Source organism: Oribacterium sp. P9 (assembly GCF_046365365.1).
Lineage (GTDB): Bacteria > Bacillota > Clostridia > Lachnospirales > Lachnospiraceae > Oribacterium.
Genome location: NZ_JBKEIS010000007.1, coordinates 14,032 through 34,094 on the forward strand (window position 1 = coordinate 14,032; position 20,063 = coordinate 34,094).

The following is a 20,063-nucleotide window of genomic DNA, read 5'->3' on the forward strand; positions in this document are numbered from 1 at the left end:
CTTCTAGTGCATATCTGAATTTCCGACGATAAATGAAAAGACGAGCCGGATAAATAATTCGCTCATATCGAGTCCGCGCTGCGCGGAATAGCGCTCGATCACCTTCGCACAGCGCTCATAGGAGCCCCTGTATTTGTCCTGCGTCAGTCGGAGATCCAGCTGGCAGAAATCTTCCATGGCAATCTTCCGTACGCCCGTCTTTTCAGGGATGCGATCGATTCGTTTCGTGATGTACGCGAACTGGTCATCTGCCCGGATCAGTGCAAGTGGCACCGTCGCGATTCTGGCTGCATCCGCCATGCACATGACGAGCTGCTCTGCTTCGGGCAGTGCTTCGAATTACTAAACCTGTGGCATTAAGATATAGCCGTTCGGATAGTTAACGAGCGTTAGCCGTGGCTGTTCTTCATTTGACAGCAGGTGGAGTGACAGCTTTTTCCGGACACCGGTCACGGTATATCCATGTTCTGTATTATCCTTTGTAATCTGCCCCAGCGTTTCTTTATCGAGTTTGATTTCCGGAAGTACACTCGTTCCGAAAAAGCGCTTGATGCACTTTTTATAATTTTTATTTTTCCAGTATCTGCGGATCCAGAAGAAAGTCATAAATATTCACAGTCAGGATACCATACTCATCGTAATATGGCTGAACGATGTCTTTGGTAACAACGATTTTCTTGAAAGAATCATCAATCTTTCTAAACGGTCTGATTTCCTGAGTGCGCTTTGCTTCATCTGGCAGCGAGTATGCAGACTGGATATAGTATCTAAGCGAACCAAGATTGCATACAAAATCAACCTCAAGTTGTTTGCGAATAACTTTACCGTCCTGATCACGATCTGCAATGGGGATTACACCTACATCAACACTGTAACCACGCATACGAAGTTCATTATAAATTACGTTCTCCATAGAATGGGTTTGCTCAAACTGGCGAAAATTGATTCTTGCATTGCGAAGTCCAAGATCGGAAAAATAGTATTTCTTTGGAGTTTCGATATAATCCTTTCCTTTAATGTCATATCTTTGTGCTGATTCAATCAGGAAAGAATCCTCAAAACAATCCAGATATTTCTTAATGGTAGCGGAAGTAATTCTGGATTTCTTAACCGTCTTGAACGTATTCTTCAATTTTTCCGGATTGGTCAGCGAACCAATAGCAGAGGAAAGAATGTTCAAAAGATCTTCCAGTTCTCCAATGTTCTTCACTCGGTTACGCTTGATAATATCTCGAAGATAAATTTCATTGAACAGATTCTGTAATACAACTGCCTTCTCGTTTGCTCCCTCACGAAGAACAACCAGAGGGATACCGCCATATAACATATATTCAGATAATCCCATGTATTTATCACCGTTATAAATGGTCATAAACTCGGCAAAGCTCAGAGGATACATATGAACCTCGTCGCCACGACCGGCGAACTCGGTGGCAATGTCTTTGGACAGGAGCTTTGCATTACTTCCAGTCACAAATACATCCATATTATCTTTGCGCAGATAACCATTCAGAACAGCCTCAAAGCAATCCAACATCTGAATTTCATCAAGAAGCAGATAATACATTCCTTCGTCTACGACTTTGGAATGGATATATGCCATGAATTTTTCGGGTTCAACTCCACGCTTTTCCTTTTCAATCTGAATCAGGCTTTCGCCAATCAGATAAAGATCATCTGCTGAGTCAAAGGCAAAACGAATGATGTGGTCATCATCGACTCCGTTTTCCAGCAGGTGATGATAAAACAGATTATTCAATAAGTAGGATTTGCCACATCGACGAATACCAGTAATTACCTTAATCAGTCCATTGTTTTTTCTTTTTATCAACTTATCCAAATAAAAATCTCTGCGAATCTCCATATCAAAATCTCCTTACGAAAGATTTTTGCAACATGTTGCACTTTTCTATTTTATTATGTCCAGATAGACTTCAAAAATCAATATGGCAGTAAGAAATCAGAATAGATTTTTGTAACTTGTTGCATTTTTCTATTCTACAATCACATTATATGCTGATGAGATATCGTTCCGGTCTGAAAAACCACAAAAGAAAATCCGGACAGGCTGTCCACAAACAACCTTCCGGATAAGAAAAAACAGTCAAAAATATAATTCAGATCAGCTCCAGCAGCCAGTCGGTGATGGTTTCGATGAGGGCGATGCGGCAGCTCTGGAAGCCATGGTCACCCGGGAGATAGACCTTCCGGTGGTTTGCGGCGGTGCCGAGCTTCTCGAGCTCGGTCCAGAGTGGCTCGATCATCTCCTGTACCGGTGCGACCTGATCGAGGATGCCGCCGATCATCAGAAGGTTTCGATCCTTCATGTCCTGTACAGCCTGGGTGAAGTGAAACGTCTCCCAGTGCGCCTCCGCATCCTGGAAAACACGATTCTGTTCTTCCTCTGTGTTGAGACGGAGAAGTCGGCCATCGGAGGATGCGATCATGTCCCGGAGGCTCTGCTCCTCATGCTTCGTGAAGGCATAGGCGAGGTCATAGGGTGCCATCATGATGGTACCCCGGATCCACGAAAGTGCCCGCGTCGCCTGGAGAACGGTGTTGCCGCCCATGCTGTGTCCGCAGAAGAAGATCCGCTCTGGATCTGCACCATAGCGCTCTGCGCCCTCGCTCGCCGCATACTTCGCGAGCGTGATGGCATCCGTGATGCAGCCGGAGATGGCATAGCTGCCCTCGGAGTTCCAGGCTCCGCGGTGATTCATGCGCATCACGAGGAAGCCGGCACGGCAGAGCGCCTGGGCGAGGTCGTCGCTCGAGACGATGCCCGGAAAGCCATGCACGAGCAGCACGGTCGGCAGCGGACGTTCATAGATCTCACCGGGCACATAGATCTCACCATACAGCTCGGCACCCTCTACGAAGATGTCCAGTGTGTCGACATAGGAAATTCGCTTCGCGGGATCGGCACTGTAGTCCGGATCCCGAAACAGATAGTCTCGATTCTGATACATGAGAAAATCCCTTTCTATACTTTACGCATGGGCCCGTCCAGCTTCGGCGGCCCACCTCTGGCTGCTGCCGAACTGTACCGGTCTGTGCGCTGATGTAGTCATTGGCCTGAGATGAGGTAGCTTAATCCGCCTTTTCCGGGGCGCGCTTATACCAGTCCTTACCATAGAGGAAGCGGCTGACCATCATGGACGCGACGGTGTCACCGCAGGAGTTGACGAGGGTGCAGCCCGGGTCGAAGAGCTGGGTCATCATGATGAGGATCGGCAGGGCCGCACTCGGGAAGCCGAAGCTCGAGATCAGCATGGTTTCCATAGCGGCACCACCGCCCGGCACGGAAGACACGGCGATGGATGCGGCGACGGCGATCACCAGTGCATACGCATAGTCACCGATGCCGTTCAGCGGATGATTGAAGAGCGCGCAGCAGAGCACGATCTCATAGACCGTCGCGAGGCAGGCACCATCCATGTGCATCGTCGCGCCCATGGGACATACGACCGAGGAGACCTCCCGCGGCACGTTCATGTTGTCGCAGGCACGGAGCTGGAGCGGCAGCGCGGCGGCAGAAGAACGGGTACCGAGCGAAGTCAGGGCCGGTACGAAGATTTCCTTAAAGAAATGCTGTACGCCCCACCGTCCGGCAGCTACGAAAGCATAGAGGCCGAGGAAGATGAAGAAGTACGCAAACATCGTCGGATAGTAGATGAGCAGTCCGCGACCATAGGAGGCGAGCAGCTCCGGGCCGTAGGTACCGGTCAGGTTTGCGAAATAGCAGGCGAGGCCGATCGGTGCGAACTTCATGAGGATGTTGACCATCTGGTAGAAGACCGTGGACATGTTCGCGAGCCACTCGGAAACGGCACGGCCCTTCTCACCGAGGGTCGACACGGTCATGCCGAAGAACACGGTAAATACGATCAGCGGCAGGATGTGTGCACGGGTGATGACATCCGGGAAGTCACTGACGGTGAAGGTGTTGACGATCTGATCACCGATGGACTGCTCTGCGCTCTCGACGGCGGCACTGGTCGTCTCGATCGTGATGCTGGTGTCCGGCTTGAAGATCGCCGTCACGATGAACATGATGGTACCCGCGATCGCAGCGGTGATGATGAAGATCGCGATCGTCATGATCAGAAGCTTTCCGACACGGCGCGTATCCCCGATGGCGGCAATGGAGCTCGAAATCGAAAAGAAAATCAGCGGCACCAGAAGCACGAAGAGCATGTTCAGCCAGATCTGACCGATCGGATATAGAAACGCTGCCTTGTCGCCCAGCACGATGCCGAGAACCGCACCCACCAGCACACAGGCGATCAGAATCACCGGCTGCTTATAGGCTTCCCACTTACTCTGCTTTTCAGTACTCATAATTTTCCCCTTTCCACTTATGCTGAAAGATAGTAGATAGCTATCGTCATAGCACTTTAAAGCAGTAAAGGCAAGTAAAGAGACGCCCGGTCTGGACATCTCTTGAAAATCATTTCGTAACAGTGAAGGCAGGGGGACCCGGACTGTTACAACTATTCAGTTTACAGAATCACCGGCTGAAAGTTTACCTATCTTCTGCTCCTCCGCAGCGCGACGAGGAGCAGCGCGGCGGTGAGGGCTTCGGCGGCGGTGAAGGCAAGCCAGATGCCGGTCATGCCGAAGAGCCACGCCATGAGGAGGGCACAGAGGATGATCGCCACGATGCCGCGGACGATCGAGACGAGGAAGGACCACATCGCGGATTCCGTCGCGGAGAGGTAGCCCGCACCGACGATGTTCGCGCCGGCGAAGAGGTAACCGAGGAAGTAGAGCCGCATGCCCTGCACGCCGAGTCGCGCCATGTCCGGGTTCTGCTCGCTGTTGAAGATCTCCACGATCTGCACCGGGAAAAGATTAAACACGAGCAGGAACAGGAGCGCAAACACCAGCGACGAGATCATCGCGAGCCGCAGCGTTTCACCGACCTGCTTCGTCATCCGCCGGCCGTAGAAGTCACTGAAAAGCGGCTGCGCCCCCTGCGCGATACCGCCGAAGACCGCCGTTTCCACGAGGGCAATGTTGCAGACCACACCGAAGGCGGCGACGCCGACCGTGCCTGTCAGCGAGAGGATCAGGAAATTGAAGACCAGCATCGTCACACCCGATGCGATGTCGCCGACGAATGCAGAGGTCCCGAGCTGCGAGGCCTGCAGAATCATGCGCCATGACGGTTTCCAGTTCTTCATCCGGATCGAACACTTCTTCGTAAACATATGCGTTCCGCAGACCGCGCAGCTCACGATCGGTGCGATACCGGTCGCGAGCGCGGCACCGGCGATGCCGAGCTTCATCGGGAACATGAAGATGTAGTCGAAGATGATGTTGAAGACACCGCTCAGGAACACGGCGACCATCGCGGTGCGCGGCGCACCGTCGTTCCGGGTGAAGGCGCTGACACAGCGGTTCAGCATAAAGAGCGGTGAAAACATCATGAAGATCCGGGTATACGGAATGCCCATCGCAGCGACCTCCGCATCCGCACCGAGAAGCTGCAGGATCTGCGGTACGCAGAAGAGTCCGAGCAGCATGAACGGGATGCTGCAGATCAGCGACCATACGATGGAATTCGTGAAGTAGCGGTCCGCCTCCTCCTCGCTGCGTGCCCGGCAGATCGTGAAGCGTGTCGCCGAGCCTACAGAAAACATATCGCCGAAGGCGAAGATCAGATCATAGAACGGGAGCACCAGGTTCAGCGCCGCCATACCGGTCGCCCCACCCGCGATGGAGATGAAGAAGGTATCCACCAGGATGTAGGCGGACATACCGATCTGCCCGATGATATTCGTCGCTACGTATTCTGTAAAGAGCGCCGCGACACTCGTCGGCCGCGCGTTGTTCTGATTCATAAAAACCTCACTATTCAATGCAATGTTGTTAAGGGGCCCCGGAGCATCGGCAATCGAAGCACAGTACTCCGAGACCGGTGAACTCTAAGCCCCCAATCTAATGTATCATCTCTCGGCGATGTACTCCGCGGTCGTCATGAGCTCGACATGCAGTGGACTCAGCCCTTGCAGGATCGTCTGCACCGCGCGCTCACTGTCCGCATCCACCCCGGCGCAGGCGTCGGTGAGATACACGAAACGGTAGCCGGCATCCGTGCCCTCGAAGAAGGTCGAGAGGACGCAGCACTCCGCCACAACACCCGTGAGGACGATGCGTCCGCCATGCACCATGCTGCGGTCGGCGGCGACGCGCACGTACTCGTTCGAGAAGCAGCTGTAGGTACACTTGTCGATATACGGGAACTCCTCCACGTAGCGGGCGATCGCCGGGATGAACTCGCTCATGACCGGATTCTCGTTGATGGCGCGGTTTTCCCGATTGTAGTCGGCCCAGACGCCCTGCGCATCCTCGTCTGCCGGCGCGATGTAGCGGGTCAGCAGGACGCTCGGCGCGTCGCGAAGCTCCAGCACATGATCGAGGAGCATCTCGATCTGCTGTGCGGCCTCGTTCACGTGCGCGCAGGCCCAGGGATTCCCCGGCTGGTAGACCTTCTGCATATCGATCACCAGGATCGTATCTTCTTTTCTCATAGCTTCCATCCTTTCTGACGCATAGTGTCACGAAGCGTACCATATATTTGAAAAAAGTCACGCGGTAATAGCGCCGAATTCCTTCTCGAATACATCACATACTTGTGTGATTCTTAACAAAGATTTCGAAACATCCGCTCTTTTCGGTAAAATGAATGTAAATTTTGATACTCCATGTTATAATCTTTTGTAACTATAGCATATTTTATGCGTTGAGCTATAGACCTGTATGAAAAGGGGAGAATCATGGGAAAGCTTTTTAAAACAAACTTCACCACACCTGTCATCGTTCTGATTCCGGCCTGTATCGGTATCAACTACCTCGGTAAGCTGTTCGCAGCGGTACTGAAGCTGCCACTCTGGCTCGACTGTATCGGTACCTGCATCGGCGCGATCCTGGGCGGTCCGGTCATCGGCGGTATCTGCGGTGCAGCCAACAACCTGATCTATGGCTTCACCACCGGCGACAACATCACACTCGTGTATGCACTGACGTCCTTCTTCATCGGTATCGCGGTCGGCGTGATGGCACGTCTCGGCTACATGAAGACCCTTCCGAAGGCAATGCTCACCGCATGTGCCGGCGGCTTCGCAGCGGTTCTGGTTTCCACACCGCTGAACATCATCTTCTGGGGCGGTACCACGGGCAATGTCTGGGGCGACGCTGTATTCGCAGCGACACAGGCAGCGAAGATGCCGGTGTTCCTCGGTTCCCTCCTCGACGAGATCGTGGTCGATGTACCGGATAAGATCATCACCCTCGCGATCGTCTATTTCATCATCAAGGGTCTGCCGAAGAAGCTCACCGCGCTCTATGATGCATCCAGCGATATTCAGTCGCTCGACTGATATTCATTGAATCCCGGAGGGGCGGCAACAGAAGCTCAGTACTCCGAGACCGGTAAACTCTAAGCCGGAGAGTCCTAAGCGGCTTGTGTCTCGACGGATGGATAAACATTTGCTACAATAAAAATTGAACATTGAAACATGGGCGGTCATCGGATTTGGGTGGCCGCCTTTCTTTTAAAGATTCTGTCTGCTCCGGCCCAGGCATCCATCGGGATGCCCGCCTGTCCGGGACCGAAAGCCACTGCAGCGGAATCGACAGGGTGAACATCATGAAATCCATCTCTCTTTATACGAACAACGGCTCCTGGCTGACGAAGCTTCATCCGTTCTCGAAGATCTTCTATCTCGTCGCGGCGATCGCGGTGCCGCTGATTTCCGGGCATCTCACGGTCTTTCTCGGCGTGATCCTGCTCAGCATCCTGCTTCTGAAGAGTGCGGGGCTCGTGCACAGGGCCTTCCCGCTGCTGGCCTTCTCCTTCACGATCATCCTGACCGTCGTGATCATCCAGGGCATCTTCAACCAGAAGAACATGACCGTCCTCTTCTCCCTGGGACCGATTCACTTTTATAAGGAAGGACTTCTCTACGCTGCGCACATCGGTCTCAATATCCTGAACATGCTGCTCAGCTTCGCGATCCTCGTGCTGACCACGAGTCCGTCGGAGCTGGTCGAGGAGCTCGAGAAGAAGGGCTTCAGTCCGAAGTTCGGCTACATCATCAATTCCGTGTTCCAGATCATCCCGCAGATGACCGGCACGATGAATACGATCTCCGACGCACAGCGAAGCCGTGGCATGGAGACCGAGGGCAGCCTCCTTACCCGTGCAAAGGCGTTTCTGCCGCTCATCTCCCCGGTCGTCATGTCCGCACTGACCTCGACCCGTGAGCGTGCCATCGCCCTCGAGGTACGTGGCTTCGGCGGCTCCGCGAAGAAGACCTATCTCTACAGCCACCCGTACTCGAAGGCAGACCACGTGTTGAAGACGCTCAGCATCCTCGCCGTGGTGGTGACCCTCGTGCTGCGCGTCACCCACGTACTGTGACGGCAGACGGCATTGGCCCAGGCAGCTGCCGCGGGGAGCAGACCATCATAGGGTTATAAAGCGGGCCCGCCGCGTATGGTGAGCATCGCGTAATTTCGAAATCGGAGGAAATCATGTCTCTCATCGAAGTGAAGGATCTTAAATATCGTTACCCGGGAACGACGCAGCTCGCGCTCGACGGCGTCAGCTTCACGGTCGAAAAGGGCGAGTTCATCGGCATCGCCGGTGAGAATGGCGCGGGCAAGAGCTCACTCAGCCAGGCGCTGCTCGGTCTCATCCCACAGTTTTACAAGGGCGCGTACGGCGGCTCCGTCACGGTCTGTGGCATGGATGCGCGCAGCACGCCGGTGTCCGAGCTCTGCCGCCACGTCGGCCTCGTCTTCCAGAATCCGTTCAATCAGCTGAGCGGCGCGAAGGACACGGTCTACGACGAGGTCGGCTACGGTCTTCAGAACCTCGGCTTCCCGCCGGAGGAGATCCGCACCCGCGTCGAGTCCGTGCTCCGCTGCTTCGGCATCTGGGAGTACCGCGACCGGAACCCGTTCGACCTGTCCGGCGGACAGCTTCAGCGCGTGGCCATCTGCTCTGTGCTTGCGATGAAGCCGGACGTCCTCATCCTCGATGAGCCGACCTCCCAGCTCGATCCGGAGGGCTCCGAGGAGGTCTTTCATACCGTGGACGAGCTCACGAAGATGGGCATCACGATCATCATGATCGAGCAGAAGATCGAGAAGCTCGCCGGCTACTGTGACCGCGTGCTCCTCATGCACCAGGGCCGTGTCGTCGACTACGACACGCCTCGGAGGATCTTCTCCCGCGAGGATCTCTATGATCTCGGCGTGAATCCACCGGCCTATACCTGCTTCGCCCGTGCCAATGCACTCGTCTTCGAGGATGGCACCCTCCCGGTGACGCATGCGGAAACGCTGGAACGCGTGAAGGCGTCCGGCGCGGACCGTGCGACGCTCATCGCGTCGCTCCGGACGATGACCGCCGGGGTTCAGATGGAGAGTGCGACGCCGCAGCCGGTCGCAGCTCAGCCTGCTCGCGCTGGTGTGGATGCCGCTGCCGCCGCTGCTTCTGCTTCCAGAAGCAGCGACCACGCTTCGGAAGCTGCCGGCGCAGCGGACGCCACCTTCCAGGTAAAGGACCTGCGCTTCTCCTATGTGAAGGGGCGGGAGGTGCTGCATGGGCTGAACCTCGCACTCGACCACCGGCCGACGGCGATCATCGGACAGAACGGTGCCGGCAAGACGACCCTCGTGCGTGTGCTGAAGGGCCTGCTGAAGCCGGACAGCGGCGAGATCCGCTACCAGGGAGAGAACCTCGAGACGAAGACCGTCGCGGAGCTCGCGTCCCGCGTGGGCTACGTCTTCCAGAATCCGGACGACCAGATCTTCAAGTATAAGGTGCTCGAGGAGGTCATGTTCGGGCCGCTGAACATCGGCATGTCCCCACAGGAGGCGGAGGCCAGCGCCCACGAAGCACTGCGCATGGTCGGCCTCGATGAGAAGGCCGGCGAGAACCCGTATGATCTCGAGCTTTCGGACCGGAAGATGGTCGCCATCGCTTCGGTGCTCGCGATGAACACCGACGTCATCATCCTCGATGAGCCGACCATCGGCCAGAGCTGGAACGGACGTGAGAAAATCCGCGAGATCATGCAGGCGAAGGCCGCAGAGGGGAAGCTCGTCATCGCAATCCTCCACGACATGGACTTCGTCGCGAACTCCTTCGCCCGCGTCATCGCGATGGCGCACGGCGAGATCCTCGCCGACGACACACCGGCTGAGATCTTCCGGAACCACCCGGTCCTCGAAAAGGCCGCCCTCGCCGCCCCACCGCTCTACGAGCTGCTGGAAGAACTGGAAGCGATGTGATGATCAAAGAAGCATTGCCGCCCCTCCCGGATCCCCTGTCTGAACCGTCTACGAAAACTTGACATAAATTTAGGAAGCGCCTACAATCTAAAAGATTCTGCAGAGTAAAATCTGCGTAAAACGCACAGGAGTGGTCTGTATCGAGACCACGGTCGGTGCACTTGTGGCGACGGGGAGCTCACTCATGTAGACATTCGCCTGCGCAGGGATTGGAAAGCGCAGGGCCCGCGAGGGTGTTGTCCGGCACGGGTGGGAGTTCCAGAAGGAAAATTATGGCAAGTTCATATGAGCAGCAACAGCGGGATCGCGAGCGTTTCATGCCGGTGGTTCTCGCAATAGAAGAGCTGATACATACCGAGGATGATACGCTACTGATCGCAATCGAGGGCCGTACAGGTGCCGGAAAGACCACCATCTCGAAGTATCTGCACCAGAAGTTCGGTGGAAATCTGTTCCATCTCGACGACTACTATCTCCAGGCGCACCAGCGCACACCGGAGCGTCTCCGGGAGGTCGGGGGCAATGTCGACTACGAGCGTTTTAAGGCCGAGGTGCTGGAGCCTGTGCTCCGGAAGGAGGTCGTGTACTACCGTCCGTTCAACTACCACACGATGGACTTCGATCCCGAGTTCGCCCGGGAGGTGCCGGTGAAGCGCCTGAACATCATCGAGGGCACCTACTGCATGAACCCGTACTTCGGCGATCCATATGATCTTCGCATCTTCATGGACATCAAGTATCCGCAGCAGATCGAGAACGTCATCGACCGCGAGGGAACCGCCGAGCTCGACGATTACATCGATAAGTGGATCCCGAAGACGGACATCTACATCGAGCGCATGGGCATCCAGGAAAAGTGCGACATCACGATCATGTTTTCATGATACCGTATTTCGATCGCACATGTTGCCGCGGATCTCATGAAGCGGTCAGACGATTCTGTCACGCGTAACGCATCCACACATGTTGCCACCATGCCAGACCGACAAAAACAGAATAAAATCCAGATACCAGAAAGCCGTCAGCGATTGCTGACGGCTTTTCTTATTCTTAGAATCCCTCCCTGCTTCATGGGCCACGTCATACCTTGTTATATCTTGTTATATCTTCATTCTTTTGTTATATCTCCCAGTGTATACAATCGAAGATTTCCGCTTTACAGCTCGAGCATGCGGGCGGCTTCTGCGCGGAGGGTGCTGCGCTGGTCGCGGAGGAGCAGGAACTGGTTGTACTGGTAGTACGCGTCGTTTCCGCACTCCCGGATGAAGCGGAGGCATGCGCTGCTGGCGTTCAGGTTCGAGAGGAAGATGACGATTTCCTGGCCGTCGGAGAAGGCGTCGTGGAGGAAGTCGAAGGCGTTCGTGAGATCGGCGCCGGTCTTCTCGATCGCGGCCTTGCGTGCGCTCTCCCGCTTCGTGAACCACTGCTTCGCGAGGGCGTACAGCGCTTCGTCCGTGGTGGCCGTTCCGTCGCCGCGGGCGAGGCTGAGCTCATGCATGAGCTCCTCGAGTGCGAGGATGACCTTCCGTTCGATGCGCTCTGCGCGGTGGCTGAGCAGGTGCGCCTTCTGCCGGCGCTGGAGCTCGGCGACCATCGCGTCGTGATCCGCCGCGAGCTGCGCCTGGAGGTTGCCTGATGTGAGGGCGTCGCTCGAACCAGAGGCTTCTGGCTGTCGGTCGGCAGCGTTCCCTGCCGGGGCCGTCGGCGCGGCCGGCGCGGTATGTGCGTTCCGGTCGATGGCATTGGCCGACGAAAGGGCGTCGCGGAGCTTCTTCATCTCGGTGAAGACGGCGCGCTGGATATCCACCTGCTCACCATAGGCGCGGAAGTCCTGGCCGAGGGCGTCGGTGAGGAGGCCGATGAGGGAGAGCTTCTCATCGAACGGGGCGCTGACGAGCGCGTGGAGGTCGGTCGGGCGCTGGCCGGCGAGGATCTCCGGCACATGGTAGCTCGTGCGGTACTTCTGATAGAGGGCGTAGTAGGTCGCGAAGTCGCGCGCCACCTCCGGGTCCTCGAGGTACTGGAGGACGAGCTCGCGCGTGATCGGGAGGCCCATCTCCTCGTAGACCGTCATGATACGGCTCAGGTCCTCCCAGCCACGGGCGGTGACGAACTGTGCGCCCGCGAGGTCAGCCTTCACGATGTAGAAGTTCTCCTTCTTGATGTCGAGGTAGGCGAGGATCGCGCCGTGGACGCCCATCTGGTAGGCGTAGCGCTTCCAGGCCTCGACATCCGCGGTGATGTCGAGACGCTTCACACGGTCGAGGGTCACGATATCAAAGTCGCGCACCGAGCGGTTGTACTCCGGCGGATTGCCGGCGGTGACGATCACGAAGCCATCTGGAACCTTATGGGTGCCGAAGGTCTTATACTGCAGGAACTGCAGCATCATCGGGGCGAGGGTCTCGGACACGCAGTTGATCTCGTCGAGGAAGAGGATGCCCTCGTGGATGCCAGAGCGCTCGATCTGCTCATAGACCGCGGCGATGATCTCGGACATGGTGTACTCGGTGACAGAATACTCTTCGCCGCCGAAATCGCGCTTCGAGATGAACGGGAGGCCGATGGCGGACTGGCGCGTGTGGTGTGTGATGGTATACGACACGAGGTTGATGCCGAGCTCCGACGCGATCTGCTCCATGATGGCGGTCTTGCCGATGCCCGGCGGGCCCATGAGGAGCATCGGGCGCTGCTTCTCGACCGGGATCCGGTAAGCGCCGGTCTCGTCCTTCATGAGATAGGCGCGGATCGTGTGGATGATTTCCTGTTTTGCTTCGATGATGTTCATTTCTATGCCTTTCGTGGGTTTGAGTGCGGCTTAGGTGGGGGCCGGAGGACCGGCAACAGAAGCACAGTCCTCCTGGCCTCCTGTCTATGTGTCTATATTTGGGCTGTGTCTTTCAGGTAGAGCTTCAGGGCCCAGTCGGGGGCGGACTGGTCGTCGATGTCGGCCCAGGTGTCGTAGACGAAGGCGGTCTGGTAGTCGGTCGGCTTCGTCGGGTACGGGCCGTGGCCGTCAGTGAAGTACATGAGTCCGCGGAGCTCCGGCAGTGCGCCCTGGGTCCGCAGCTTCTCCACGTACTGGAAGACGGGGCGGAAGTCGGTGCCGTAGCCACCCTTCATCTCGAAATGGGCAGCGTAGTCTTCGATCTCCTCCGGTTTCGTCAACACGATGTCCTCCTGCACGCGGTCGTCGCAGAGGACGAGGTGCACGCGGATCCGCTGGAAGAAGTTCGTCCGCCGGCGGAGGATCGCGGCGGTTTCGTCGAGGAAGCGCTGGACCTGTCCCTGCTCGGTCGAGGCCGAGGTGTCGATGGCGATGACGAGGTCCGAGATGCGGCGCTCCTCGCGGAATTCGTTCTCCTCGATGAGCGGCATGTTGCCGTAAACCTCCATGCCGTAATTGTAATAGCCGTAGTCGAAGCTGTCCGGGTCGACGTGCGTGACCTCGCGGAGCACGGTCAGCTTCTCGAGAAAGTCGCGGAAGTCGGTCTCCTGGCGGTACTGCGCGGCGAGCACCCAGGCGAGGCTGCCGGTCTCGTCCGACGCCTCGGCACCGAAGGTCGTGAGCTCCGTCTGCAGGCGCTCCGCCGTGTCCTTCCACTGCTCATCGAGCACCGCTTCGTCTACCTGGGCCAATGCTCCTGTCCCGTTCTTCGGTGGTGTGGCGGGGTCTGGCTCGGCGACCGGCGGGCTGTCGGGAGTTCCGGCATCCGAAGCGTTCGACGCGGCCGCCGGATGATCTGGATTTTCAGGATCTGTGGCGTCGGAGCCATCTACGTCCGGGTCGCCTGCATTGGCATCCGGCAGGGTCGAGGCGTCGTCCAAAAGATCCTCCGGGATCTCCGGCTGGCTGCCGCCCGCCGGATCCTCCATCCGCTTCCAGAACTGATGGTCACATTTGTGGAACTCGAGGGTCAGCTGCTGCAGCGTGTCGAGGTCCGGCTTGTTCAGGTGAAAATAGTGGTAGATACGCTCGGCGCTCAGCACGCGGCACTCCGCCCGCAGGCGCTCGTACCACTCCTCGCGGAAGGGATAGGCCGGGCGGTTGATGATGTCGTAGTCCATCGAGTCGAGGACAGACTCGACCTGGATGTCCGCGGCGAGGTCCCAGAGCGCCTGATCCTCGTACTGGTCCGAGCTGAACATGTGCCGGAAGATGCAGTGCAGGAGGATGTGGAGGTAGAGGCGGTCCAGCTTCTGCGGGCTCTCGAGGAAGAGCGCGAAGACGAAGTTCGGATTATAGTGGATCGTTCGCGCGTCGGTGCCCATGGACTGCGTCGCGAGGTCCATCGTGTAGCCGAGGCTGTCGAGCGCACGCGCCATGAAGCGGAGGTGGATGTAGAGCTCGGTCCGCGCTTCGTTCAGTATTCGGTTTCCGAAATCGATCAGGTCCTGATGGGCCCGCATGCGTTCCAGTTTCGCCACGACGGCTCCTTTCTATACTGATTACAGTTCGAAGATTTCCGGGCCGCTGCTCGAGGCAGCGGCGAAGTGCTTCCGGTTATAGTCCATGAGGAGGGCAGCGCTGGTGATGTCCTGCACTTCGGTGCAGACGTCGAGGGCCGGCTGGATGGCTTCCTCCAGGATGAGTTCGTGCGTAACCAGGAAGCTGAGGCGCTCTGCAGTCCGTGCCGGATCCTGCGGGATCCAGCGAAGCTCACCTTCCTGGCCGAAGCGCTCCTCGCGCTCGCCGCGCAGCATGCGCGGCAGGATCGTCGGACTCTGCGCGCGGAGGTAATCCTCGTACTGAGCACGGAACGAGGATTCCAGACGATAGGGATGCATCAGACGACCGAAGGCAGCATTGACCGCACTCGCGGGCTCGTCGTAGGTGAAGCGCGGGAACTGGCGGTCGTAACCCTGGAAGTCGATACCGGTCCGGGTGACGAGCTGGCGCGTGGCGTAGCCGGCACCCTCGATGTGCTCGTGGATCGCGCGCGCCATCGTGTCCTCCTGGTAGTTGTCCGCATAGGACGGGAAGGTCAGCGCCGCAGTCGCGCCCATAGGTAAATGGATCGTCAGCGGGAGCATCGCGTCGCTGTCGCCGACGAGCTCCTTCAGGAGGCGGAAGTGGCCCGGGGTGTGGAGCGTGAGTTCGATGTCCTGGAGCTCCGGGCACTGACGGAGCGCGCCGTCATAGTAGTCGACGACGCTGTCGCTCAGCTTCACGTAATGGAGGTGGGCACAGTTATGGAAGGCAAAGGAGCGGATACAGCGGATGCTCTCCGGGAGGATCAGCTCCTCGAGGTCTGCGCGGGAGGCGAAGGCGCGGCCGGCGATTTCCTCGACCGGGATATGATCCGCGGTTTCTGCCGGCACAAAAAGCGTCCGCACCGGGCCGTCATAGCCCGTCACGGACGCAAAGGTACGATTTCGTTCGGTTTTGATTTCAAATGTGAATGCCATGTGCGATCCAAAGTCCTGTCGTTTCATAATTCGGGTACTTCTGACGGAGCTCCGCAAGGGCGGCTGCCTTTGCGGCACGCTCAGCTGCCTGATACTCGGTGGCCTGCTGGAAGAGGCGGTTGTTTTCCGCCTGCACTTCCGGGGAGATCGGCTCGACCGGTGCTTCTACATATGAAGCGCTTCCCTGCATCGCCTGGTACACCAGCTTTGCGAGCTTTCCATACGCAGTGCCGGTAAGGTGCAGGCCGTCGCTGAGGTAGTCCTCCGGGTGCCCGAGGAAGAGGTAGTACGGGTTGATCACGATCGCCGGGAGCTGCTGCCCGAGGGTCATCACCGGCTGAATCGTCTGCTGGATCAGGCCGAAGTGAAGGTCACGGGAGTCCGGTGCGATGATGAGATAGATCTTCGGGTGCTTCTTCGTCTGCCGGAAGCTGTCGATCAGCTCCCTGTACTGATTCTGGAAGTAGAGCGGCGTGAAGTTGTAGGCGCCCACATCATTGGCCCCGAACATAAAGATCAGGATGTCGGCGTCGTACTGGATGGCCGCGCTGTAATCCTCGGTGTTCCGGTACTCGACCGGGCCGTCGTCGATGACGTAGCTCGAGGTATGACCGAAGTTCCGCACCTCGTACTGCGCGCCCAGCAGCTGCTGGAGCTGCGCCGGGTAGGACTGCGCGTCCTCGAGGAGATAGCCGCGCGTCAGCGAATCCCCGATGCAGGCCACCTTCGTCTTCGTGTTCGTCTGCGCACAGACGCTCATCGTGAAGCTGAGAGCGAACAGTGCGCTGAGAAGGATACGGGCCAGCACAGACGTAATGATCGACTGCATCAGCAATCTCTTTATAATACGATGAGGTGGATAGTTTCGCTTCATAATATCCTCTTCTGGTGGAGTCACTTGTGTTTCAGGATGCCGAGTGCAGTCAGCACTTCTTCGATGCTTTCCACCGGGATGATCTCGAGCCTGTCGCGGACTTCGGCGGCGACGTCGCGGAGGTCGTCAATGTTCTCCTTCGGGATGAAAACCTTCTGGACGCCGGCGCGCTCTGCGGCCATGAGCTTCTCCGGGAGGCCGCCGATGGCGCTGACGACGCCTTCGAGGGAAACTTCACCGGTCATGGCGATGTTCGGCGGTACCGGGATACCGGTTACGAGGGAGGCGATAGCGGTCGTCATGGTGATGCCGGCCGATGGGCCGTCCTTCGGGGTCGAGCCGTCTGGTACGTGGATGTGGAGGTCGTTTTTCTCGAAGAGCTCCGCCTGCTCCGGGAAACGGGACTGCACGAGAGCCTGCGCGATGGCGCTGGATTCCTTCATGACGTCGCCGAGCTGGCCGGTGATGATCGTCTTGCCGCTACCCTTCGTGAAGAGGCTTTCGATATAAAGGATCTCGCCGCCCACCTGGGTCCAGGCGAGACCGGTGACGACGCCCGGCTGTGCAGAGGCCTTCACCTTGTTATGCGGGAGGGCGTGCATGTCGAGGAAGTCGCGCAGGTTCTCGCGGGTCACCTGGATCACCGGATGCTTCTCAGCAGCTGCGGTCGTCTCAGCATTGGCCGGAACAGAAGCGGCGGTCTCCTCTTCCTGGATGTACTTCACCGCGGCGATACGGCAGAGGGTATCGAGGCGCTTCTTCAGGCCACGGACGCCGCCTTCGCGTGTATAGTCCGAGATGATCGTGTCGAGGACGTCATCCGTGAGCGCCACATCGCCCTCCGCGAGGCCGACGTTCTTCAGGGCCTTCGGGAAGAGATGACGCTTCGCGATCTCGAGCTTCTCGCTCGGAGTGTAGCCCTGGAACTCGATGACCTCCATACGGTTCAGCAGCGGAGACGGGATCGTGTCGAGGGTGTTTGCCGTGCAGACGAAGAACACGTCACTGAGATCATACGGTACGTTCATGTAGTGATCGGTGAAGCTGTTGTTCTGCTCCGGATCGAGGACCTCGAGGAGGGCGCTCGCCGGATCACCGTTGAAGGAGCTCGAGAGCTTGTCGATCTCGTCAAGCACCATGACCGGATTCGACACGCCGGCCTTCGCGATGCCATCCATGATACGGCCCGGCATCGCCCCGATGTAGGTACGGCGGTGGCCGCGGATATCCGCTTCATCCCGTACGCCGCCGAGGGAAACGCGCACGTACTTGCGGTGCAGCGCCTTCGCGATGGACTTTCCGATCGAGGTCTTGCCGGTACCCGGGGCACCGACGAAGACGAGGATGGAGCCGGCCTGGGACTTCCGGAGGTTCATCACCGCGATCTGCTGGATGATACGCTCCTTCACCTTCTTCATGCCGAAATGATCCTCATCGAGGATCTGCTGGGCCTCGCCGAGGTTGATGGTCTCCGGCGCTTCCTTCTTCCAGGAAAGACCGGTCACGAAATCGAGGTAATCGTAGAGCATGCCGGACTCGGCAGAATTCGCGCCGTCGTTCTTCACACGGTTCAGGACCTTCGTCGCTTCGCGCTTCGCCTCCTCGTTCATGCCGGATTCCTCGATCTTCCGCTCATACTTCCGGGCATCGGATACCTGCTCCGGATGCATCTCGTCGAGCTCGTTCTGGAGATAGTCGATCTGCTTACGGAGTGCCTGCTCCTTGTACGCCTTCTGATAGTCCTCCTGCTGCGCCGACTGCGCGTCGGAGGTCACCTTCGCGACCTCGGAATACTCATAGATGATGCGCTCGAGGCGTTCGAAACGCTTCTTCGTCGAGTCCTCCTGCAGCAGGCTGTAGCGCTCCTCGTTCGTGAGGGTGAACCATGAGCTGAGCACCGACGCCGCCTCCTCGATCGAGCTGTACTGATCGATGCAGGTGCGCATCATGTCGCCGAAACGGAAACGGGACACCATCTCGCGGAGCCCTTCCTTGATTTTCGCAAGCTTCATGTGCGCCTCGGCCGGATCCATATCCATGATGTCCGCGCGCTTCGTCGTCTCAACGAAGATTTCGTGATTCTCGTTGACCAGCACCTGATGCACGTCGACACGCGCCGCGGTCTGCACGACGACGTAACCGTCCGTACTGATCTCCTCGACGACGCCCTCGACGCCGATCGGATAAAAGCTCTCCGCCGTCATCTCCTCGCGCGTCTGCTGATCCCGGAGGACGAGGATGGTCACTTCATCACCCTGGTAGATGTTATTCCCGGCCATCGCACGGAAGGCCTGGGTCTGGAAAAATATATTGGAGTGCGGTAACACCAGCACGTTGTAAAGTGGTAAAACTTTCATATTTTATGCTCCTGAAAAGAGTTTGTGTAACACAAGGCTTTTTGAACGACACTCTCCCACTGCAGGCCGCAGCCTGTTAGCAGTCTATTTATACGAGTGCCAATTCTATAAAAGAATACCACTCGCCCTATGTGCTGTCAATTAGTCGCCGGGAGTTCATGGTTTTTTTAGAACTCGCCTAGGCCAATGTTTCCGCCGGTCAGCAGATGACCGCCCGGGGACATTTTCTTCCCGAGCAGCCATGCCGGCACTCGCTTCACTTCTTCTTGATTCGGTGAAGCTGCGGCCGCAGGATGATCTCCGGGATGCAGGTGCCGGCGCGGGTAGTCAATGCATACTCGACAGCGTCAGCGACATCTTCTGCTTCGAGGTGCGCGTCCATCGCGGGATCCGCCGTGAAGTCGGCATGGCGGTAAAGCTCGGTGTCGGTCATGTCCGGGAGGATCGCCGTCACGCGCACACCATACTTCCGCGCTTCATCGAAGAGACTCCGGCTGAAGCTGAGAAGCCCAGCCTTCGTCGCACCGTAGGCGACGCCGTGCGGGTTCGAGCCGATCGCGGTCACCGAGGAAATGTTGATGACCGTGCCGTGATTCTGCTTCAGTGTCCGAAGCAGCTGCTGCGTGAGGAGCATCGGCACCTCGAGGTTCACGCGCACCATCTCGGAGATTCCTTCCGGACGCAGCTCCTCGTGAAGCCCATAGTACGCGGTGCCGGCGTTATTGACGAGGAGTGTGAGGGTTCTCTTCTCCTGCTTCCACTCCTTCTGAAGTGACGCCACCACGCTCAGCAGCTTCTTCGTATCCAGGAGATCGCAGACGATCGGGTGGAAGGCAGCGGGCGACCCGGCGGCTGCAGCGATTTCAGAAGCAGACGGATTCGTCGGCGTCCTGGCCGCTGCCTCTGCTTCCGGCGCGAGCGGGGCCTGCGGACGGGTGCCTGCAGACCGATCGGTTGCATTGACCAAAGCCTTCGGAAGCTCCGCCGGGAACTGCCGGCCAATGCCATAAACCTCGTAGCCGAGCGCGAGGAGGCGCGCACTGATCGCGCGGCCAATGCCGGAGGAAGCGCCGGTCACCAGCGCCACTTTTTTCTGACTTTCTTCCATAGTAATA

General features: G+C 57.6%; 16 protein-coding genes. 4 read left to right on the forward strand and 12 right to left on the reverse strand.

The window, feature by feature from the left end:
* Positions 1-3: 3 nt before the first annotated feature.
* From ACK8P7_RS05860 to ACK8P7_RS05885, 6 genes are all read right to left on the reverse strand, one after another.
* Positions 4-330 (reverse strand): HipA domain-containing protein, encoded by a 327-nt coding sequence (locus ACK8P7_RS05860; protein WP_410043372.1) that lies wholly within the window; start codon positions 328-330, stop codon positions 4-6.
* 238 nt (positions 331-568) lie between these two features.
* A complete protein-coding gene (locus tag ACK8P7_RS05865) occupies positions 569-1,864 on the reverse strand; it encodes an ATP-binding protein (protein WP_410043294.1) in 1,296 nt (431 codons plus the stop codon).
* Positions 1,865-2,117: 253 nt separating this feature from the next.
* On the reverse strand, positions 2,118-2,969 hold the full coding sequence (locus tag ACK8P7_RS05870; RefSeq protein WP_410043295.1) for an alpha/beta hydrolase family protein: 852 nt from the start codon (positions 2,967-2,969) through the stop codon (positions 2,118-2,120).
* A gap of 121 nt (positions 2,970-3,090) precedes the next feature.
* Complete coding sequence (locus ACK8P7_RS05875) at positions 3,091-4,341, reverse strand: dicarboxylate/amino acid:cation symporter (protein ID WP_410043296.1); 1,251 nt, start codon at positions 4,339-4,341, stop codon at positions 3,091-3,093.
* 188 nt (positions 4,342-4,529) lie between these two features.
* Complete coding sequence (locus tag ACK8P7_RS05880) at positions 4,530-5,846, reverse strand: MATE family efflux transporter (protein WP_410043297.1); 1,317 nt, start codon at positions 5,844-5,846, stop codon at positions 4,530-4,532.
* 105 nt (positions 5,847-5,951) lie between these two features.
* Complete coding sequence (locus ACK8P7_RS05885) at positions 5,952-6,536, reverse strand: cysteine hydrolase family protein (protein WP_410043298.1); 585 nt, start codon at positions 6,534-6,536, stop codon at positions 5,952-5,954.
* 246 nt (positions 6,537-6,782) lie between these two features.
* Between ACK8P7_RS05885 and ACK8P7_RS05890 the strand changes: the two genes are divergently transcribed.
* The 4 genes from ACK8P7_RS05890 to ACK8P7_RS05905 all read left to right on the forward strand — a co-directional run bounded on the left by ACK8P7_RS05890 (position 6,783) and on the right by ACK8P7_RS05905 (position 11,192).
* Positions 6,783-7,385 (forward strand): ECF transporter S component, encoded by a 603-nt coding sequence (locus tag ACK8P7_RS05890; protein WP_410043299.1) that lies wholly within the window; start codon positions 6,783-6,785, stop codon positions 7,383-7,385.
* 269 nt (positions 7,386-7,654) lie between these two features.
* Positions 7,655-8,428: an energy-coupling factor transporter transmembrane component T family protein gene (locus ACK8P7_RS05895; RefSeq protein WP_410043373.1), complete on the forward strand. Its 774-nt coding sequence runs from the start codon at positions 7,655-7,657 to the stop codon at positions 8,426-8,428.
* 113 nt (positions 8,429-8,541) lie between these two features.
* Positions 8,542-10,308: an ABC transporter ATP-binding protein gene (locus ACK8P7_RS05900; RefSeq protein WP_410043300.1), complete on the forward strand. Its 1,767-nt coding sequence runs from the start codon at positions 8,542-8,544 to the stop codon at positions 10,306-10,308.
* Positions 10,309-10,580: 272 nt separating this feature from the next.
* Positions 10,581-11,192: a uridine kinase gene (locus ACK8P7_RS05905; RefSeq protein WP_410043301.1), complete on the forward strand. Its 612-nt coding sequence runs from the start codon at positions 10,581-10,583 to the stop codon at positions 11,190-11,192.
* A 272-nt stretch (positions 11,193-11,464) separates the two neighbouring features.
* Here the strand turns inward: ACK8P7_RS05905 and ACK8P7_RS05910 are convergent, their stop codons facing one another.
* The 6 genes from ACK8P7_RS05910 to ACK8P7_RS05935 all read right to left on the reverse strand — a co-directional run bounded on the left by ACK8P7_RS05910 (position 11,465) and on the right by ACK8P7_RS05935 (position 20,056).
* A complete protein-coding gene (locus tag ACK8P7_RS05910; protein ID WP_410043302.1) occupies positions 11,465-13,096 on the reverse strand; it encodes an ATP-binding protein in 1,632 nt (543 codons plus the stop codon).
* Between the two features lie 92 nt (positions 13,097-13,188).
* Positions 13,189-14,736 (reverse strand): VWA-like domain-containing protein, encoded by a 1,548-nt coding sequence (locus tag ACK8P7_RS05915; RefSeq protein WP_410043303.1) that lies wholly within the window; start codon positions 14,734-14,736, stop codon positions 13,189-13,191.
* Between the two features lie 21 nt (positions 14,737-14,757).
* Entirely contained in the window at positions 14,758-15,717 is a 960-nt protein-coding gene (locus ACK8P7_RS05920) for a leucine-rich repeat protein (RefSeq protein WP_410043304.1), read from the reverse strand.
* The gene (locus tag ACK8P7_RS05925) at positions 15,701-16,546 is read right to left on the reverse strand and encodes a GDSL-type esterase/lipase family protein (protein ID WP_410043305.1); all 846 of its coding nucleotides are present in this window, start codon (positions 16,544-16,546) and stop codon (positions 15,701-15,703) included. Before ACK8P7_RS05925 ends, ACK8P7_RS05920 begins: the two co-directional genes overlap by 17 nt.
* Before the next feature lie 65 nt (positions 16,547-16,611).
* The gene (gene lon, locus ACK8P7_RS05930) at positions 16,612-18,948 is read right to left on the reverse strand and encodes an endopeptidase La (protein WP_410043306.1); all 2,337 of its coding nucleotides are present in this window, start codon (positions 18,946-18,948) and stop codon (positions 16,612-16,614) included.
* 256 nt (positions 18,949-19,204) lie between these two features.
* A complete protein-coding gene (locus ACK8P7_RS05935) occupies positions 19,205-20,056 on the reverse strand; it encodes an SDR family oxidoreductase (RefSeq protein WP_410043307.1) in 852 nt (283 codons plus the stop codon).
* Between the last annotated feature and the right edge of the window lie 7 nt (positions 20,057-20,063).

Excerpts from the sequence above, each read along its gene's own strand:
- ACK8P7_RS05865 (WP_410043294.1), bottom strand. The coding sequence starts at position 1,864 with ATGGAGATTCGCAGAGATTTTTATTTGGATAAGTTGATAAAAAGAAAA.
- ACK8P7_RS05870 (WP_410043295.1), bottom strand. The coding sequence starts at position 2,969 with ATGTATCAGAATCGAGACTATCTGTTTCGGGATCCGGACTACAGTGCC.
- ACK8P7_RS05875 (WP_410043296.1), bottom strand. The coding sequence starts at position 4,341 with ATGAGTACTGAAAAGCAGAGTAAGTGGGAAGCCTATAAGCAGCCGGTG.
- ACK8P7_RS05880 (WP_410043297.1), bottom strand. The coding sequence starts at position 5,846 with ATGAATCAGAACAACGCGCGGCCGACGAGTGTCGCGGCGCTCTTTACA.
- ACK8P7_RS05885 (WP_410043298.1), bottom strand. The coding sequence starts at position 6,536 with ATGAGAAAAGAAGATACGATCCTGGTGATCGATATGCAGAAGGTCTAC.
- ACK8P7_RS05890 (WP_410043299.1), top strand. The coding sequence starts at position 6,783 with ATGGGAAAGCTTTTTAAAACAAACTTCACCACACCTGTCATCGTTCTG.
- ACK8P7_RS05895 (WP_410043373.1), top strand. The coding sequence starts at position 7,655 with ATGAAATCCATCTCTCTTTATACGAACAACGGCTCCTGGCTGACGAAG.
- ACK8P7_RS05900 (WP_410043300.1), top strand. The coding sequence starts at position 8,542 with ATGTCTCTCATCGAAGTGAAGGATCTTAAATATCGTTACCCGGGAACG.
- ACK8P7_RS05905 (WP_410043301.1), top strand. The coding sequence starts at position 10,581 with ATGGCAAGTTCATATGAGCAGCAACAGCGGGATCGCGAGCGTTTCATG.
- ACK8P7_RS05910 (WP_410043302.1), bottom strand. The coding sequence starts at position 13,096 with ATGAACATCATCGAAGCAAAACAGGAAATCATCCACACGATCCGCGCC.
- ACK8P7_RS05920 (WP_410043304.1), bottom strand. The coding sequence starts at position 15,717 with ATGGCATTCACATTTGAAATCAAAACCGAACGAAATCGTACCTTTGCG.
- ACK8P7_RS05925 (WP_410043305.1), bottom strand. The coding sequence starts at position 16,546 with ATGCAGTCGATCATTACGTCTGTGCTGGCCCGTATCCTTCTCAGCGCA.
- lon (WP_410043306.1), bottom strand. The coding sequence starts at position 18,948 with ATGAAAGTTTTACCACTTTACAACGTGCTGGTGTTACCGCACTCCAAT.
- ACK8P7_RS05935 (WP_410043307.1), bottom strand. The coding sequence starts at position 20,056 with ATGGAAGAAAGTCAGAAAAAAGTGGCGCTGGTGACCGGCGCTTCCTCC.